Raw genomic sequence first — 17,984 nt, forward strand, 5'->3', positions numbered from 1 at the left:
TTGTGTTTTAGCGCAAATGTGTGGATTTTTTACCCATTATTATTTTTTAATACACGAAATAAAATATTATGTTTGACGTTAAAGTAACCAATTAACTATATCTATTTATTATGAAAAAAGTATTTTTAGGAGCTTTGGCTCTAACGTTTGCTCTAACAGTAACATCATGTAGAGAAACTGCTAAAGAGGCTGAAGAAGCTGCAAAAGATGCTGCTACTGAGGCAGTAGATGCTGCAAAAGAAACTGCAGAAGCTGCAAAAGATGCTGCTGGTGAAGCTGCAGAAGCTGCAAAAGACGCTGCTGGTGAAGCGGTAGACGCTGCAAAAGATGCTGCTGGTGAAGCGGTAGATGCCGCAAAAGACGCTGCTGGTGAAGCAGTAGACGCTGCAAAAGAAACTGCAAAAGAAGGTGTTGACAAAGCAGCTGATGCTGCCGCTGATGCCCTTAAAAAGAAGCAGTAACAAAGTTATATTAGATTAAGAAAAGCCATCTCAAAATTTGAGATGGCTTTTATATTTTATTCTACCCACATAGTTTTATCTGTAACAGGAGTACGTTTTGAAGTCAACTCATCTTCTACACTATAATTCCCCAGATAAAAGAAACCCAAACAACGTTCCCCTTCTTCAAACTCTAAAAATTCACCCATATAATTAATCAATTTAGGGCTGCTCCAATAACACCCTACTCGATATGCAGAGCAAGTTAACCACATATTCTGGACTGCCATGGCTGTAGATGCTATTTCTTCCCATTCTGGTATTCGTTCTTTTAAATCGCGTTGCATGCAAATAATCAATATTGCACTTGCAGATTTACAATTATTACGAATTTTTTTGTGTTTGAAAGGAGAAAATTCATTATCTGGTGTAATATCTGTATAGGTATCTGATAAGAATGTTCCCAGTCGCTCTTTTGCTTCTCCCTGTACTACTTTAAAACGCCAGGGTTGTGTTAATCGATGTGTTGGCGCCCAATTTGCATTTTCCAATAACATTGTTATAAACTCTTTACTAACCGGAGTATTATTATACTGCGGAGGAAAAACCGATCTTCGGTTTTTTATAACTTCATGTATATTCTTATAAATCATATAATTTCTTTTTTTGTAAAGTTATTACTATTCTAAGGACTAAAATTGAATCTTATCATTAATTTAATAGTATGAAGCAACTGCAGAATCGTTTACATACACCAGAAGAGCTTGACAATCTATCGTTATCTGGTACTCCGCTTAAACGAACTTTGCAAAGCTTAAAATTCATTAATTCAGTATTGGGTAATCATAGGCAGTTGGGTACAGCCGTTCTTGAATATTGTAGAGCGAATCAAAATACGAATGAAATCCATATTGTAGACCTTGGTTGCGGTGGTGGAGATTGTATCACTTATTTATCAAAAAAGCTGGAAAAAAGTAGAGTCAAAGCGCATTTTATAGGAATCGATGGAAATCCCCATAGTATTGATTATGCCATCAAAAATAACCCCAACCCGAAACAAATTGATTATAAAGTGGCAAACATCATCGATCCCGCTTTTAAAGTACCCGATTGTGATCTTCTTATTAGCAGTCATTTTATGTATCATTTTGATAATGAAGGACTTCTTGTTTTTCTTAAAAAAATTGAATCAGGAACTATTAAACATGTTATCTTTAGTGAACTGTATAGGAATGTAATAGCGTACTATTTGTTTAAATTCATTAGACATTTGCTTCCAATATCTCATATTGCAAAAAAAGATGGTTTAATAGCAATACAACGTGCCTTTTCGGTGTTTGAGCTAAAAAAAATAATTGAAGATTTTGGCATTAAGAAATTCAAAATCTTGAAAAAGCCGTTTTTTAGACTAATTATCAAAATAGACCTTTAAAACAATGAAGAAACTAATAAACAAACACCTAACAACCTTAAAAACAACACCAAAAACTTTATTACTTGTTTATGTAATCGTTTATTTCTTATGGGGATTGGGTATGAATCGTTTTGGAGCAGAAATGGAAATTGCTCGATTTACGTATTGGTGGCAAGTAATCACCTGTTATATTTTGTATATGGTTCCTATCTCGATACTTTTACGAGAATATAAGTTCTTTGAACAATATGCCTACGGACTTGTAGCTATGGGGATACTAGAGTTTCTTGGGTATTGGCTAAAAACATCTTATGCTTATCCGGATAATGTATTAGACCATTTTTTTAACCCTCAAAACTTCAGTTTAGGTATGGCTCTGTTTTTTGCTTTATACTTTCCTGCAGGAAACTGGTTTGTTAATAAAGTACACTCGGTTATTATTCCTCAAAAAACTGAATAAAATTATTTTCTAGACACCAACACAAACTGTTGTTTTCCTTGTTTTTTGATTCTATACTTATCTTCGATATCCCCTGCACCAATTACTCCAGAAGCGTCTATATGATCCATCCAATCCTGTCGATCCACGATCACATTATCAAGAATGGCGTCGGTTAAATTTGCGTCCACTAATTTTGCTCCCCACAACTTTGATTCTGAAAGATCTGCTCCAGTAAAATCTGCTCCAGACACATTGGCATTCGTAAAATCTGTACCCGCCAATTCTGCATTTTTAAAATTTGACTTGATTAATCTTGCTCTACTTAGGGTGGCATCAGAAAGGTTAACACCATGAAGATCTGCTTCTTTAAGCTCACTACTAGACAAATTGGCTGCCGGCATATTTGCATTGGCAAAATTGGAATGATTTAATTTTGCATACTTAAGATAAACCCCTCTACCCAGTGATACTTCTTTTAAGTTACTATATTCAAAATCTCCGGCATAAAAAATATCACTTAATGATTGTTCTCCCAAATCACTTTTAATTAAACTATAGAGCAATTGACCACGTTCTGGACTAATCTTTTTTTCGATCAACTCTTCTCCCTCTTTATATTTATAAGGCTGCATAGCACGAGACAAGCTTACTATTCTTGCTTGTAATGTATTACTAATGTTATTTTTAGAATTAACACTTTTGTATTTCAATTCTTCGTTCAAATCACTTAACACATTATCCATTACAAATACAAGAGAAGATCTTCGTTGAGATTCTACCAATCCGGTTTGGGTTTCGACCAAATCATTTTGGGTTTTTAAAAACATGGTTTGAACAATTAATATTGCCGAGGGCAACACCGCAAAGAAAAAAGCAAATAGCCCGATCCGGGTTATTCGCCAAATCACACTTGAAGAAACATCGGAAACTGTATCTACAGAGACTGTTTTATATTCTTTATACTCGTTAATCGCACTAGTGATACTATTTTTAAGTCGTGAACCTAAGACAGGAACACTTGATTTCTTTAACAACCACCATCGAATACGTCTTTTTCTCTGCTTACCAGCATTGATCTTATCCAGCTTATCCTGAAGTAATTTGTTTTCTTTTTTTAACCGTTCGATATAGTCTTTGTTGTCCACTATGATATAAGATTTGGATAATAAAACGCTTAATATATAAAAAATATTACCCAAAAAAAGAAAGCCTCTTTTATAGTTATAAAAAAGGCTTTCTCGAATCAACATAAAAAAACAACCAACCAATGGTATTTTAGTCTAGGTACTTTGAGATGTCTTCGGCAATATTTTCAACAATGGAAAGTCTCTCCTCTTCCTCGATAAGATGAATAGTTTTAATAAGCACCTGTACATAACCAGAAACATACTCTCGTTTATAAATATCGCTCACGTATTCCTTCCCTTCAACCACAATAAATGTGATTAAATTCCGGATAATCAAACGTATATCTGAAATGTCCAGAGTGTCTTTCATTATATAATCACTTTATTAACTTAACTGATAACTTATAATGAAGTTACTGATCTAATTTTCAGACAATCAAAAAACTGGTGAATAAAAACGGTAAAACCCGATCAAAAACATTTTTTTGTCGTTTACCGATGTATTTAAACCTAAGGAAACTAAATTGAGGAGTTAGATATGATTATTTTTGGTAAGTATATATATAAGAGCGATAAGTGTTTTTGCTTGAAATCTTTTTTTAAGATTTTTTATACGGTGCTCAATTGACCTAAGGCTATGAGGCTCAATGTTTTTCTCCTTAAGATAATTTGAAATATCAACTTGTGTTGATCCTGTTTTTAGTTTATCAAGAATAAGCTTTTCGTATTCATCAAGTATTACACCTTCTTTCTTCATCTTTGACATTTAATCACGATGCTAAATTCAGAAATTTCTAGGTGCACTTTTTACGGAAATCCGTAAAATAAAATCATTTTTTAGTTCATAAGCTCAGAGGGACTTAATGCAAATTCTTTTTTAAAACATTTAGAAAAGTAAGAAGGGCTAGAAAAACCAGTCTGAAAAGCAATTTCAGCAATAGTTTTTTGTTGACTTAAAATTAATTCTTTGGCCCGATGCAAACGTACCGAGGAAATTAATTGATTCGGTGATTTATCGGTAATCGCCTTAAGTTTACGTTGTAGTTGTCGCTCACTTATGCCTATCTCTTTACAAAGCATTGTTACTCCAAAATAGTCGTTACTTAAGTGATTATCTATATTTTGAAGCACTTTTTCTAAGAATGAATCCTGCTGTGGGAGTCTTTTTTCATTGACTTTTTTGCAATTATCATGCTTTAACTTTTCGCTAATTGCATAAAGCGAAAGAGGTTGGCCAGATTCGGTTTTAAAAATTGTTTTATGAGGCACAAGGTTTACTCCAGACCCCACCAATAAATTCTTTACTGTTTGTGTGAGGATTATTTGATTAGGTTTGGGTTGCTTAAAAACTGTTACAGCAAAATCTTCTGTTTCTTCACAAATACAATTCCTCACAAAACATTCTTTAATATCTATACCAATAAATACTTCACCATTACTATTTCTAATGGCGTTGGTTAGATCAATACTACAAAATGTAGCTGTGCTGGGCCCTTGAAACGTGGCAGTAAATGTTTGGGCATCATACTCTATAATATTTCCTGTATATTGTTTTATATACTTTTGTATAAGCTTTTGGTATTCTGTGCTATGCGTTTTAGAAGGATTAATTTTCCCTATCATAACCGTGAACAGCTTTTTTTCATATACCGGTTCTGGTCTCACTTTTAAAATAAAAGCCTTCATTTCTTCCAAAATAACCTTTGTATTACCGGTCCAAAACAAATGATCACTACCCTCGAGCTCCACAAATTTTGAGTCCTGGATACGCTCGGCTATAAACCGTCCTTCTGCAATCTTAACATCAATATCATGGGTACGTTGCATGATCAAAGTAGGAACTTTTATAGAACCCAAAATATCAATGATATCCACTTCGGTATTCATTTTTGTTAACATCATAGCAGCACTTGGGCTGGCTCCCGAACGAAAATAATTGGCTAGCCAATCCATAAACCTCTTATCATCGGCCTTGGAAGGAGCTAATGATTCTAAGTTCATCTCTCCGCTCCCCCAATTTTTTTCAATCATATCATAAACTACCTGTCGCTCTTGATTGGTTGGTGCCCAAGGATAATCTGGAGAATATTTTCGTTTTGCAAAAATACCAAAGGTAAGCAAGGAAATTGTGCGGTTGGGATAGGTAGCTGCAAAAAGAGCCGATACAGATCCTCCTTCAGAATGACCAAATAAAACTGCTTTTTCAGAACCTACTGCATCCATCACAGCACGTATATCATCCATTCTTTCTTCTAAAGTTGGAAAATTTACAATTCGATCAGAAAGTCCGGTTCCACGTTTGTCAAACAAAATAACTCTGGCTATTTTACCCAATTCCTGCAAGAAATGAACCAACTCTGGACAGGCCCACATCCAATCGATATTAGAAACCCAACCAGGAATATATACTAAATCAATGGGGCCAGAACCAAAAACTTGATAGGCTATATTCACATTTCCACTTTTGGTATAGGCAGTTTTAGGTTTCATCATATCGTATCAAAAAATAAGTTGGTTCTTGGTATAAGAAATGTCAAACTCTGATTTTACAATCATTACATGAGCGACTTGTTGTGTAACAAATACAAAGCTATAGCAAGCTTAAGGTTACTCCATAAAAGTAATACCTACAATATGTGAACTTTAAAAAAGTAGACTGTTAAAAAGGGGGTACAATCTGTAGACAAAAAACAAACAAAAACTTGATTTTCAAATACTTAAGCTGTTTCTATTTTTAATACAATAATAACTCTTTATACGTTCTCAGATTCTTTTTCCATGTGTACCAAATAGGTAAAAATCTCTTGCTCTGGAGTTAGTTTTAGCTTTTTGCGAAGGCGATATCGAGCCGTTCTTGCGCTATCTGGGGATATTCCAAGAATGCTCGCCATTTCTTTAACATTAAGATTTAATCGTATCAAAGAGCAAATTTTCAAATCATTCGTACTTAAACCCTCGTGCTTTGATTTTAATCTTGAATAGAATCCTTGATGTGCATCTTCAAAAAATCTGCCAAAATCTTCCCAATCTTTATCAATGCTAAGGTTTTTTCGAATTATTTTATTGAGATCTGAAATCAATTTCTGTTTTTCTAAAGAAGGAGCTCTTTTTATATTCTGAATAGTTTTTTGTAATTGTTGAACAACCTCATTCTTTTTTATAAAATTAAGTGTGTATGAGCTAAGTTCCCTATTCTTAAAATCCAATTGTTGTTTCAATTCCTGCTGCTTCAATTCTGAATTCTCCAATTCTTTTTGAGTAAGTGCGAATGCTGATTCTAAAAGCTCCTGGTTTTTCAACGTCAACTGTTTGTTCTTTTTGGCACGTTGTCTTGTGATGATATAAATAATGCCTCCACACATTGATATAATCAAAAATCCTAAAACCAAAATAAGCTGAATAAGGTTATCCTTTTTCTCTTGTACTTTGAGAGCTACCAGTTCTTTATCTTTTCTTTTCAACTCATTTTCAAATTCCAAGTATGCAATTTGCTTTGATTTCTCTAAGTTGAAAAGAGAATCTCTTAGAATAAGATACTTATCGTAAAAAGCGTAAGCTTCATCCGGTTCAGATTGTAGCTTTTTCAACTCTTTCAATTCTTCATATGCCAGTAATTCGTATTTTTTGAGGCCGTTTTCTTTTGCGAGTTCCAAACCTTTGTTTAATTCAATAGCGGCTTCATCTAATCGGTTGGAAAGCCTAAGGATTTTTCCATGAATAATCAAGTTATTGGTTAGCCCATCAATATCACTTACTTTACTACCTTGTTCCATAGACTTTTTTATGTGATAATGAGCCTGTTCGATCTCACTTTTGTACAAGTATAATCTCCCTAGTCTATTATGAGCCTCGGCTATACCATATGTGAAATTATTATCTGTATGCATCTGTAAGGCATCAGAAAGGTATTGCAGTGCCTCATCATCTTTATGCTGTTCTATAAGCAAAGTACCTATTTTGGTAAATGTAGTCGCAATTCTACTTTTTAACCCTAAAGCTGTAAACTCATTAATCGCTTGCTCATAATAATGTAGCGCTTTTTTGTACTCTTTGAGATCGGCATAGACCATCCCGATATTGAGCCTTGTATTGGCTAATCCTGTTTTATCCTGGATTTTTTCGTAAAACTTATGAGAATTATTCAGGTATTCTAATGCCTTATTTTGATTCCCCTGTGCCCAATACGCTACGCCAATAATACGATTTGCTTTTGCAAGCCCCTTTACGTAGGATAAAATTCTTGATAATCGCAATGCTTCTTCACCATAAGTGATAGACTTATTTGCATCTATGATCCAATATTCAAAACCAATAGTATTAAGAAGATCTACTTTTATGGTATCTTCTTTTTTATATGAATTTAATTGATCTAATAAACTATCTATTTTTTGGGTATTTGCAAATAACTTTGTAAAACTCAGAAAAAACAGAACTCCAATAAAAACACAACTAGTAGACTTCTTTTTACATACATATCTTCTGGATTGACATAAAAAAATGTTGAAAAAAAACATGAAAAATCTTGGTTACAGGTAGAATAATAGGTTTTAAGCTGCTTAAATTTGCTATAAAACTACTTATCATTTTTTTAATCACACCCGTAACAAGTGTTAAATCCAACACATATTAGAAGATTTTCAACATATATCAATGAACTTTTCTTTTGTTTAAGAAAATTGCATAATTATCATATAATCTTTAGACAGAAGATCATAAGACCAAAAATTTGTGATATTGAAAAGGAAATAGTTGAAAGGTATTTTCTATCAAAACTTCGAACTAAACACTTTTAAAACACTACTTATTTAATAAAACATCATTCTTTTTTTGATATTTTTCTTTGTGCAAAATGATAAGGTTGCAAAAAGAAATAATAAACCCCGCCGAAAACAGATAACACAAAAACAACAGTACCATGAGTTGTATTCTATTTGATGTAATACTCTCTTTGGTCCAGGCTTTTTCGGGATCACCCAAAATAATCATCATCTGCTCATTTCGTGCGGGTAAAAATCCATGCGATGCTTTAAAGGCTTCAAATGGATTGTTAACCAATAGCTCTTCCCCAATAACAATATCTTTTTCCAGGTAGGGTAATGTTTTTGTTTCACGAGCAAAATGATATGTGGCATAGGCCCCTATAAAAAGAACAATAAACTCGATAGACAGACGCATCCACGTACGTATTATTTTATTTTTTAGGGAGTACAAAATCAAAAATCCGGCTAGGACTGTAGCGATAAAGACTCCAAATTTTACAAAAAACGAAGTATTCTCGTCTGATGCATACCATGAAGGTAGAGGTATTATAAACGCGCCAGTTACCGAAGCAATCCAGGTACTGAGCAACGTAATTTCTTTCCAAACTTCCTTTAACTTAGATACCAACATAGTATTACAATTTTGGAGTTTTTAAAACCAATGTTTTCTCTTCTTCACCAGCATTACTCATAATAAGATGTAGTTCTGGCTCTCCTATACGATCTTCTTTTTCTAACCAAAATAGATAATACCCAGGCACAAAATCCTGTACAGCATTTTGAGTAGGTTGATTAAACCGAAATCTTTTAATATCCTGTCCCTGCTCGTAGGACAATTTTCCGAAAACAAAAAATCCTTCTTCTTCATTTGAATTTACTATTACTTTAATTTTTGTGGTCGCGTCGTTTTTTGCGGTATTTTTGATGGTTTGTAGCTTGGCATCATAATCTTGAGATATTGCATCTAGGATAAAGATCTTATCAGGTAATGTTTCATACTCCTTTACCATATTACGTAATATCTTTTCAGTTTCTTGTAACGTTTTTATATACTCTGTGGTAAGTGCATATTTGTCATTACATTTTTTTAAGAGCGGAAATAGTTCCTCACTTTTTTTATTCAATTTGCTATAGACCTGTATAAGTTCATCTTCTTTAGACTTGATAATTTTTTCTTCTAAACCTGTTATTGCTTGTTGTGTTTTTGATAAGACTACAGAAAGTTTATTATTTCTTGGAGCATAACTCGCACAACTATTTACAAAACCTGAAATACAAATGAGAAGAAGGAAAAAAGAAATGTTGAGATTTTTCATGTGCAATGATTTTATTTTGTGCATCGATTTTAAGACACACTATACCTGTAGTAACAAAATTACGTCTACAGCTAGCCATCATACTATAACAGATGCGACAAATTCTTTGATTTTTGCGACATCATGCAGGGGTAAGAGCATTATGAAATGTTCTCGATTACTTTTTTCCAATCAAAAGCTGGACCTATATCCCACTTACCAGAAGACCTGTAATTTACATGCGATACTATACCTTTAAAATTAACCAACTCATTTTCTGCCCCTGTTATATATCGCTTCTCTTCTGGCAAAAATTCTCTAGGAATATCATATTCGGCAGTTAAGTAACGAAGTAACAGCTGCAAACTATGATATTGTCGTCTTGTAAATCTGGCGTAGTATAATTCTCCGCGATACGGCGACTCCAACTTGGTATAAAATTGTTTTTCGCTTATATCACAATACACATCCGTATCGCTATACACAGTGACCAATTTGTTATCTATTCGTTTTAAAAAACCAATATTAGACATTTCTATTGCAATGGTTCTTTTGCTGCCATTGGTATTACCACCAATTGCTCCAGAGCCTAAATGATATGACCAATATGCAGACGACCATAAGTTTAAGATCTTACCATTTCGAGCAATGATAAACGGAGTAGATACGTGATTATTGGGTTTAGACAAAGCAGCTACATCCCCTTTTAAATAACCCGCTGTATAATGAAGTACAATTTGCGTCTTCGTATTTTTTTCTTGATAAAAAAACGAAGTGTCTCCATTTTTTGACTTACAATTTATATATGGCATTACTTGGTTAGTCCCTTTAATGGGCACAGTCATATTTGTTAACACAAATTCTTTGCCGTCTGAGTCTCTTCCTGTTTCAAAAAAGGTTTTTTCGTGATTTGCAATACTGGTAGCTTTCATGGAATATTTGAATTAGATAATCGATTGTCCAAAAGTATCGTGAAACAGGTGTTTTGACTATCACAAAACCGCCAAATGAAAGAAATTTTAAGACGGGTTATTAACTTGGAATACTTTTTCAAAAAATAACCTAATGTTTGTTCATACTTTTTTCTGTATGAAAGGTTTTGATCATTTTTTCAAGATCCAGATGAATTCTTCCTTTTACCAGCCAAGCAACTGCAAAGGCATACAAAGCCACCCATTCTATCCAGAAAGTATATGCTGGAATAATGGTATCAAAATTAATCCCCAGAATTGCTTCCAGAGCAAAAATCATCACAAGCGTTCCTACAGATGCCCAAACGATGATACCACTTCTTTTAAACAATCGATTTCTGGACTCAGATGCCTGATGGTTCAATACAAATTTGAAAAAACTCATATATCCCAGTAAAAAGAGAAATAATCCGGCACTTAGTAAGTGAACCGCTCCCAAAAACCCATTAGATTCATGACCAAATAGATAAGGAGATCCCGTAAAAAACAACGTCCCCAATGACTTTTCGGATTTCGTAGGAATCAATACCGTAATTAGGATACAGATTCCTGCTGCGGTGGTTATGAATCGATCGCTTAGCAACTCTCCTTCTTTTTTGGGATAGCCTTTGTAATTGATCAAAATCAAACCAAAAGCAGATAGAATTAAAATAAAAAACACACTACCTGCAGTATAGTAGTAATGACTCATACTAGCGAGCAAATCCTGATGGGTTACTAACAGCAATATGGGTAGTGCCAATCCCAAAATACCAATCGTTTTTCTTAACGAATACAATGATGTTCTATCTTCCATAGTGTACCGATTTATGTTACTCCAAATGTAGTATCATAATGCATCGAATAGCTAGCACAAAAGCGGTAAATAAAAGGAAAATTCCGACATTCCTATGATTTACGGCGACTTAGGCTATGAAAAAAATATTTTTTGGCTAAATAGCCCTACTATATTCAGCATCTCAAAGTTCATATTTTGGAAGTTACGAATGCGCCCCCCAGATGCTATCGAATTGTAGACAGATATTAGTTAAACACTTTGGCTATTATTTACAGGCCAATAGTGATGACCATACCCCCTACTCATAAGGGGTACATGCACCTCTGAATGGGTTTCAGTCCAACAAAAGGTAATTCGAAGTGATACTTTACCGCTTCGAGCTGATACTTTACTACTTCGAGCTGATAATTTGGTGCTTCATTTCGATAAATCACCGAATAAAAGGGATTATGAAGCGCTTTTTTGTGATCATTTACTCCTAATCAACCCAAAGAAAGGTGGTTCGAACTACCTTTTTAACGATTCGAAGCACCTATATATCCCTTCAAAGTGCCTCAAAATCACACTGAACCACCTAAGTGGCCCTTAGAAATAATAAAGAACCATATACAACCACCTCTTTTTTGGAAAATAATTACCTATTCAATGCGTATAACGCTTTACGTATTGCGATTACTCCTTAACCCGATAGGTTGATGTAGATATAGGTATTGAAGGGATCTGTTATTCGTTTTGATATTGTAACAATACCTGGAAAATATCATTACACAAATCTTAAATTCATCTGGATATGGTCAAAACAAATATGTTTTTGTGTTTATAAGCCGAGGAAAATTCAAAAAAATTTCGTAAATTTAAATACAACAAATTACAAATCAATAGCTTATGAAAAAACTATTACTTCTTCTATTCTTATTTCCTCTTACTGTTTTTGCTCAAACCGATTACTCGCAAGAGGATATTGAAGCAGCCGCTACGCACGACAAACAATGGTTACTTACCAATACTACAGGTGATCAGGTAGATTATACCTATGGTATTATAAAAATGGTGCAACCTTTTATTCAAAATCAAACAAAGTGGGAAGCCAAAGCTATAGCATGCAAAACGAATTGTTTACAGTGGATACACCAAAGCAATACTCCTGGTAACCTTAAAAAGAGAAAAATCTCGTACACCTTATATTATGACCAGTTACCTACAGGAAAACGAATCAGTACCAAAGTAGTTTTTGAGGGTAATAAAGATCTTGTTGTTGACTTTTTTATGAATTACTGGACTGAAGATCTTGAATTCAATACAGGTCAAAAAGGCAAAGATTATCTTGCTACGGTGCGTTTTTTAACCGACATCGCAGTATTACAAATTAATGATGATGGTGATGCTTCTATAACCGTCACCACAGGTACTGCCAAAGATGCGTATGCTACTATGATATCGCAAAATTAGGAGTATAGACAGATAACTGTATAAAAAAAAGACGTTCTAAAGAACGTCTTTTTTTACTTACACAATTAATGAGATATTGCCCATTTAAAAGTGTATATTTAATCTTTATCTTCCTAAAGCTCCACGAATTTTAGAAGCTGCGTGATATTCAAAAAGTCTTGCTATGTTAATCCCTAGTGATCTTTCTGGTTGGTTTCCTTGTGCGGCGGCTGTTGTAATAACATCCTGATCCGTATTTGGGATTTCTGGATCGAATACCTCTAACGTTCGCCTTAGTACACCTGGGTTTCTTAAATCTATTATATATGATAAAATAGTTTCTACTGGAAGAGGGAGATAATTAGTTCTTAATCCGACACTAATTTGTTGGTAGATGTCATCTAACGTAACTACCCAATTAGTAATAGGTACATTAACTGGAAAATTAATATTTACAAGAGGTAAATTTTTAATTGTTATACTAATATTAGCAGTTATGTTACCTGTTCCGTTTTGATTTACAGCAGATTGTAAACTATCTATTGTTATATTCCTAAAAGGTCCTTTATTTTGGATTATAATAGTACTTGGAACCTGATTATCGAAATTCAAATTATTTAAATTAAAATTATCACGGTTTTGACTTATTGTAAAATCTAAATTCGCTATTGCGAACTGATCACGAGCAGTTTTATTAGTTTCTCTTCCTGCTTTAATTAATTTTTTCTTCCTTTGATCAATAGTTAGATTTCCCATGGCCACGTTGGTTTCATATTCATCTTGATTTCTATTAGGTACCCGAGCTACATTCAACGCTAAATTATTTACCTGAACAGAACCTTCTACCCGACTTTGTGTTTGTACTTCTCCTTCTTCTCCGGTATACCCGCCTTTTCCTATCCTTGTAGCTATTGATCCTAGTAATGTATCGATTTGTAACTGTTGAATAGTGATCTCAGAACCAGCCCCAAGCATATTCAGGCCATATTTTGAGTACGGTACTGAAATTTGATTTGGTCTAAGACTTTTTGGCAAAGGCAGCCATCTTATAATCCCATTGATAATCATAGTCGTCAAAATAACTCCTATGTTTTTAATTTTTTTGATTAATAGTATATTTATATTTAGATTATTTATGGTAACTCTATAGAATTTGTTACCTACCTTCAAATTGTTACCTGTTATTGCTCCGATATTAAGTCTAACTCCTTGCGCGATATCTCCTTCCAAAATTCTTCCTCTAACTTCAAATACAACATCATTAAAATCTAAACCTTGATATTGCATTTGCTCTATAGTCAGTCTAGATATGTTTCCATCACCTTCTTTAGTCACTGCATCATCATCAAATTCAAATCCTCCTTTCCTTAATTTTTTTGTAACTTGATTTAATACGAACGGTAACCTTTGCACAGGTGAATCGGATACTTCTTCTTTTGCACTATTTTTTGAATTAGTTCCTTTTACTTGCTGTGTATTCTTTACCATAGTATCTACTACCTTTTCTCTAGTGGTATCTACTTTATGTCCATTTATCATCTTATCTCCTTTTGGAGTTCCATGAAGTTTGTTATCAATAGCATGTGCCACTTCATGCTTTATATTATGGTCTGTATCCATTTTTGGAGCAAAATGTATATTATTTCCTTGTATAGTAGCCGCTGCACCCAATGTAGCAGGAAAAGGAGAATTATGCGTAGCAACTAATTTGGATGTATTTACCCCATATTTTTCACCCATACTAGTCGCTATTTGTTGAAAGCGGGAGGAACCCTTGAGTACTTTTCTTTGAACAGGTTTGTCATTAGTAGGCGAGGCGTCGATAGCCGATCTTAACTTACGTTGATAAACAGCTGAAGGTCGATTATCTACCATCATAGCAGTGCCCCCAGTAGTAGGTTCTTGTTGTACACTTTGTACAGTTTCTTTTTTTTGTTCTTGAGTATTTTCTAGTGGTGCTTTCATTATTCTTAATTCTCATATTAATTTAGACCTACGGACATTAGTAGCACGGATTGTAAATCCGCGCCATAGGGAAGACTAGCGGGAGCTGATGCTATTCAGTTTTGATCTAAGTATCATTTTCATTTGTAAATGTTGTAACTGCTGCTTTTTTAACCTCTTTTTGTCTTCCCCAATCTGGTATAGCCTTGCTCTCTTTTTGCAACTCTTTATACGCGTTATCAAAATCATTTATATCATTTAGCTTGGCAAGTATTATTTTACCAAAGGCACTATCTTCTCCTCTTTTTCCTCCACCTTCCATCTCAATCCACTCATCTTCTACATAAACTCCGCCAGGAAGGTCTACTAGATTGAACATGCTATATTCTTTACCTACATATTCAAAAACTCCGTTCAAATTAGCACTATGTTGTGCACTTGTTAAAATAACTACTTTAGAGTTCAATAGCGCTTTAGGCTTCATTAAACCACTAAATTTATGTTGAGTTTTTTTTCCAAACATTTTTTTCCTTACAGAATCGATTGCCCCTGTTTGCCCAGAAGCAACTGAATATACTACAGCAGATTTATCTACACTTTCTAAATCTGTAGGGGTAGTTGATCCAAGGTCAATAAAATATTTAGCATCAGGTACTGGATCATAACCAGAATAAGATACTTCTACTTGATTTCTTTGATTTCTATATTCCTGCTTTAAAGCTTCTGCTACATATGCTCCTGCTACTGCACCTCTGCTATGTCCCACTATTTTTATTTTTTTATTCGGTAAGTCTTTGTTTTCAATAATCTTGCGCTTAACCAGTTCTAATATTCCTGTTTTAAGATTTGCTATTTTATTTGATCCTACATCAACTGTACCAGCAAGCGATTTGAACCAATTCGCTTTTGGTGCTCCAGGTCCTGCTATATCGAACTCTTCTACTTTTTCTCTTTCGGTATCATGAGTAGTGGGAAGTAATCTTTTTTTTACCTTTACGCGTTCTTCTGTTGACCACTTTTCATCTTGATGTACATTATTCTCTACCTCAATCCGTCTGTTTTCACTTATAAAGTTATGTCCTGAGCCCGAAAACAGCAATCTTAATATGTAGGTGTCTTCTCTCCTTCTTTGTATTGTATTACTGCTACCATTTTCTTTTTCTAAAATTAGATTTTGACTATTTGCACTTTGCATTCTTAGTACTTTAGCACCCATCACATCCGCCTCTTTTTCCAATCCTGCATCATCATTAATATTTACCTTACTTTTTAGCTGTCTTGTAGGCTTCACTCTCCCCTGCTTTTGTTGCACTACGTGCCAAGCTTCATGCGGTAAATGTTTTTCTTGGCCTGGTGCGAGATGGATATCCGTTCCTTGGGCATAGGCATGAGCCTGTAGTTGTGCTGGTTTACTGGAATTGTAGTGTACCTTTACATCATCCATACTGTAGCCAGAGAGATTTTCGATACTAGATTTAAATTTGTCAGGTAATCCGGTATTATTTTTTTGTTGAATCGGTGTTATACTGTTTTCAGCACTGTTTATTCCTGATTTTAGTTTACGTTGATCGATAGAAGAGGTACGGTTGTCCATAAGTTGAGCCGTACCTCCGTTACTAGATTCACTAGTAACTCTCGGGGTAATCGAGTTTTTTGGTTCCTGGCTTTTATCGGTTTGTGTTTTCATATTTTTTTACTTTTTATAATCATTACCGATTGCAAATCTGTGTCATTGTGAGTTTAGTGATCCTTAGACTTCACTTTGACAAACTCAGTATGACATTCGTTTTCATTTTATACTACTTTCATACTAATTCAATAAAACTCCTTCCTTCTGTAATTCACATCGTATAGCGGTTTCCAGGCTTTGTTGTGTAATCATTTTCTCTTTATTCGTGACTGCCTGCAACGTACATTTACGTATCACATTCATCATCAATCCCCCTGAGATCTCATAGGATTCTGCGATGCTCCACAGGTCTGCATTTTCATCCAAGGGTAATTTCTTGGCAAAGGATTGTTTCCATAATTGATAGCGCTCTTCTGCTCCTGGCATTTTAAATTCTATCATGGATTGGAATCTTCGGGTAAAGGCTTCATCTATGTTGTCTTTTAGATTACTTGCAAGAATCACTACTCCGGGAAAATCCTCGATACGTTGTAGTAAATAGCCTATTTCCTGGTTTCCATAACGATCATTGGCGCTACTTACCTGGGTACGTTGTCCAAATAAAGAATCGGCTTCATCAAAAAACAAGATCCAGTCGTGTTGTTGTGCCTGGTCGAATACTTTGGCCAGGTTTTTTTCGGTTTCTCCAATATATTTAGAGACCGTCATACTCAAATCGATTTTATAGACTTGCTTACCAGTACTTTTACCCAATAAAGCAGCTGCCATACTTTTACCGGTTCCCGGTAGACCATAAAACAAACTTTTATAACCAGGTTTTAGTCGTTTACCAAGTTCCAAAGCATCCAAAACCGTTTGCCCATGAGTCACCCAATCCCTGATTTCCTGCAAGCTACGGCCTGTAGACCTAGAGACGATAAGATCCTGCCACGATTGCTTGGTATGCAATTGCTGCGCAGGAAAATCAGGGCTGTACACTGCTTGATAGGGTGTGCCTGTTAGGATATAAGCTACATATTCATTGGCAATCATCCAGATGCTACTTAGCAATGGGCTATTGCCTTTGGTTTGGGATATACTTATTATCCCTTGTCGTATTGGCACAAAATCCTGGGTAACTAATGCGTGATATTGTAATCGTTTCTGGAGGTTGTCTCCTGCTAATAAAAACATGGCTGTTTCTGCGGTAGGGATCAATCCTAAATGTCCTTCTAATAGCAGCCCCCCAAATTCACTATACCGGCGATCATAGTCTTTATTCTTAGTTAACAGAATATCTAACACTTCGGGTTTGACATGTGGTACTAATGCCAGAATCAGTAGCAACCGTCCCGCAAAGTTGAGTTTGTGTTCCTGGATAAAGTTGGCATAGCTTCCTTCTTTATCTACTATGTTTGGCGGTGTTAACTCCTGTATAGATTGATATGGTGTTTCCTGTTGAAAATGTAGTTCTAAACGGGTTTGCAATACGGCGCTTAGCCAAGCGAGTTCCGCCTGTAATACTGAAGCATTGGCAGTACTGGTGTTTTTATCGGCAGATAGTTTAATATGATGATCTTTTATGATCTCTAGTTGTTTTTCCATAGTGCTATTTCTTTAATCTTTTTGTTCTTTGTTTAACCTCATTCAAATTAGTTATATCAATCCTGATACGTCGCATCTAGCGTTTTTTGCATAGCGATAGCAAAGCAAAAAATGTATCGATATGTAACCTAACTATCAATTTTTAAAAGAGTTCTCGTTACAATCACTTTA

At 34.7% G+C, this 17,984-nt stretch carries 17 protein-coding genes; 4 read left to right on the plus strand and 13 right to left on the minus strand.

Annotated features, from left to right (window positions below):
- The first annotated feature begins 110 nt into the window (after window positions 1-110).
- Entirely contained in the window at window positions 111-461 is a 351-nt protein-coding gene (locus U6A24_RS01075; protein ID WP_324178082.1) for a hypothetical protein, read from the plus strand.
- Window positions 462-517: 56 nt separating this feature from the next.
- Here the strand turns inward: U6A24_RS01075 and U6A24_RS01080 are convergent, their stop codons facing one another.
- A complete protein-coding gene (locus tag U6A24_RS01080) occupies window positions 518-1,093 on the minus strand; it encodes a nitroreductase family protein (protein ID WP_324178083.1) in 576 nt (191 codons plus the stop codon).
- A 71-nt stretch (window positions 1,094-1,164) separates the two neighbouring features.
- On the opposite strand from U6A24_RS01080, the gene U6A24_RS01085 reads away from it, so the two are divergent.
- Window positions 1,165-1,872 (plus strand): methyltransferase domain-containing protein, encoded by a 708-nt coding sequence (locus U6A24_RS01085; RefSeq protein WP_324178084.1) that lies wholly within the window; start codon window positions 1,165-1,167, stop codon window positions 1,870-1,872.
- 4 nt (window positions 1,873-1,876) lie between these two features.
- A complete protein-coding gene (locus U6A24_RS01090; protein WP_324178085.1) occupies window positions 1,877-2,314 on the plus strand; it encodes a hypothetical protein in 438 nt (145 codons plus the stop codon).
- A 2-nt stretch (window positions 2,315-2,316) separates the two neighbouring features.
- On the opposite strand, the gene U6A24_RS01095 is transcribed toward U6A24_RS01090, so the two are convergent.
- The 9 genes from U6A24_RS01095 to U6A24_RS01135 all read right to left on the minus strand — a co-directional run bounded on the left by U6A24_RS01095 (window position 2,317) and on the right by U6A24_RS01135 (window position 11,245).
- Window positions 2,317-3,441, minus strand: a complete 1,125-nt coding sequence (locus U6A24_RS01095) for a pentapeptide repeat-containing protein (RefSeq protein WP_324178086.1) — start codon at window positions 3,439-3,441, stop codon at window positions 2,317-2,319.
- Between the two features lie 130 nt (window positions 3,442-3,571).
- A complete protein-coding gene (locus U6A24_RS01100) occupies window positions 3,572-3,793 on the minus strand; it encodes a hypothetical protein (RefSeq protein ID WP_324178087.1) in 222 nt (73 codons plus the stop codon).
- Between the two features lie 162 nt (window positions 3,794-3,955).
- The gene (locus tag U6A24_RS01105; RefSeq protein ID WP_324178088.1) at window positions 3,956-4,180 is read right to left on the minus strand and encodes a hypothetical protein; all 225 of its coding nucleotides are present in this window, start codon (window positions 4,178-4,180) and stop codon (window positions 3,956-3,958) included.
- A gap of 80 nt (window positions 4,181-4,260) precedes the next feature.
- Entirely contained in the window at window positions 4,261-5,916 is a 1,656-nt protein-coding gene (locus U6A24_RS01110; RefSeq protein ID WP_324178089.1) for an alpha/beta fold hydrolase, read from the minus strand.
- 260 nt (window positions 5,917-6,176) lie between these two features.
- Window positions 6,177-7,937 carry a tetratricopeptide repeat protein gene (locus tag U6A24_RS01115; RefSeq protein WP_324178090.1) on the minus strand — a complete coding sequence of 587 codons (1,761 nt, stop codon included), beginning with the start codon at window positions 7,935-7,937 and terminating at the stop codon, window positions 6,177-6,179.
- A gap of 283 nt (window positions 7,938-8,220) precedes the next feature.
- Complete coding sequence (locus U6A24_RS01120) at window positions 8,221-8,814, minus strand: hypothetical protein (protein ID WP_324178091.1); 594 nt, start codon at window positions 8,812-8,814, stop codon at window positions 8,221-8,223.
- Between the two features lie 4 nt (window positions 8,815-8,818).
- A complete protein-coding gene (locus tag U6A24_RS01125; RefSeq protein WP_324178092.1) occupies window positions 8,819-9,499 on the minus strand; it encodes a hypothetical protein in 681 nt (226 codons plus the stop codon).
- A gap of 140 nt (window positions 9,500-9,639) precedes the next feature.
- Window positions 9,640-10,410 (minus strand): N-acetylmuramoyl-L-alanine amidase, encoded by a 771-nt coding sequence (locus tag U6A24_RS01130; RefSeq protein ID WP_324178093.1) that lies wholly within the window; start codon window positions 10,408-10,410, stop codon window positions 9,640-9,642.
- A gap of 130 nt (window positions 10,411-10,540) precedes the next feature.
- The gene (locus U6A24_RS01135; RefSeq protein ID WP_324178094.1) at window positions 10,541-11,245 is read right to left on the minus strand and encodes a hypothetical protein; all 705 of its coding nucleotides are present in this window, start codon (window positions 11,243-11,245) and stop codon (window positions 10,541-10,543) included.
- Window positions 11,246-12,112: 867 nt separating this feature from the next.
- On the opposite strand from U6A24_RS01135, the gene U6A24_RS01140 reads away from it, so the two are divergent.
- The gene (locus U6A24_RS01140) at window positions 12,113-12,676 is read left to right on the plus strand and encodes a hypothetical protein (RefSeq protein ID WP_324178095.1); all 564 of its coding nucleotides are present in this window, start codon (window positions 12,113-12,115) and stop codon (window positions 12,674-12,676) included.
- 105 nt (window positions 12,677-12,781) lie between these two features.
- Here the strand turns inward: U6A24_RS01140 and U6A24_RS01145 are convergent, their stop codons facing one another.
- The 3 genes from U6A24_RS01145 to U6A24_RS01155 form a co-directional block, all read right to left on the minus strand.
- Window positions 12,782-14,620 (minus strand): hypothetical protein, encoded by a 1,839-nt coding sequence (locus U6A24_RS01145; protein WP_324178096.1) that lies wholly within the window; start codon window positions 14,618-14,620, stop codon window positions 12,782-12,784.
- Window positions 14,621-14,726: 106 nt separating this feature from the next.
- Window positions 14,727-16,286 carry an eCIS core domain-containing protein gene (locus U6A24_RS01150; RefSeq protein ID WP_324178097.1) on the minus strand — a complete coding sequence of 520 codons (1,560 nt, stop codon included), beginning with the start codon at window positions 16,284-16,286 and terminating at the stop codon, window positions 14,727-14,729.
- A gap of 123 nt (window positions 16,287-16,409) precedes the next feature.
- Window positions 16,410-17,813: an ATP-binding protein gene (locus U6A24_RS01155; RefSeq protein ID WP_324178098.1), complete on the minus strand. Its 1,404-nt coding sequence runs from the start codon at window positions 17,811-17,813 to the stop codon at window positions 16,410-16,412.
- Window positions 17,814-17,984 lie beyond the last annotated feature (171 nt).

Source organism: Aquimarina gracilis, assembly GCF_035285365.1.
Classification (GTDB): Bacteria; Bacteroidota; Bacteroidia; order Flavobacteriales; family Flavobacteriaceae; genus Aquimarina; species Aquimarina gracilis.

Coding starts and splice junctions, on each gene's coding strand:
- U6A24_RS01075 (WP_324178082.1), top strand. CDS start 111: ATGAAAAAAGTATTTTTAGGAGCTTTGGCTCTAACGTTTGCTCTAACA.
- U6A24_RS01080 (WP_324178083.1), bottom strand. CDS start 1,093: ATGATTTATAAGAATATACATGAAGTTATAAAAAACCGAAGATCGGTT.
- U6A24_RS01085 (WP_324178084.1), top strand. CDS start 1,165: ATGAAGCAACTGCAGAATCGTTTACATACACCAGAAGAGCTTGACAAT.
- U6A24_RS01090 (WP_324178085.1), top strand. CDS start 1,877: ATGAAGAAACTAATAAACAAACACCTAACAACCTTAAAAACAACACCA.
- U6A24_RS01100 (WP_324178087.1), bottom strand. CDS start 3,793: ATGAAAGACACTCTGGACATTTCAGATATACGTTTGATTATCCGGAAT.
- U6A24_RS01105 (WP_324178088.1), bottom strand. CDS start 4,180: ATGAAGAAAGAAGGTGTAATACTTGATGAATACGAAAAGCTTATTCTT.
- U6A24_RS01110 (WP_324178089.1), bottom strand. CDS start 5,916: ATGATGAAACCTAAAACTGCCTATACCAAAAGTGGAAATGTGAATATA.
- U6A24_RS01115 (WP_324178090.1), bottom strand. CDS start 7,937: ATGTTTTTTTTCAACATTTTTTTATGTCAATCCAGAAGATATGTATGT.
- U6A24_RS01120 (WP_324178091.1), bottom strand. CDS start 8,814: ATGTTGGTATCTAAGTTAAAGGAAGTTTGGAAAGAAATTACGTTGCTC.
- U6A24_RS01125 (WP_324178092.1), bottom strand. CDS start 9,499: ATGAAAAATCTCAACATTTCTTTTTTCCTTCTTCTCATTTGTATTTCA.
- U6A24_RS01130 (WP_324178093.1), bottom strand. CDS start 10,410: ATGAAAGCTACCAGTATTGCAAATCACGAAAAAACCTTTTTTGAAACA.
- U6A24_RS01135 (WP_324178094.1), bottom strand. CDS start 11,245: ATGGAAGATAGAACATCATTGTATTCGTTAAGAAAAACGATTGGTATT.
- U6A24_RS01140 (WP_324178095.1), top strand. CDS start 12,113: ATGAAAAAACTATTACTTCTTCTATTCTTATTTCCTCTTACTGTTTTT.
- U6A24_RS01145 (WP_324178096.1), bottom strand. CDS start 14,620: ATGAAAGCACCACTAGAAAATACTCAAGAACAAAAAAAAGAAACTGTA.
- U6A24_RS01150 (WP_324178097.1), bottom strand. CDS start 16,286: ATGAAAACACAAACCGATAAAAGCCAGGAACCAAAAAACTCGATTACC.
- U6A24_RS01155 (WP_324178098.1), bottom strand. CDS start 17,813: ATGGAAAAACAACTAGAGATCATAAAAGATCATCATATTAAACTATCT.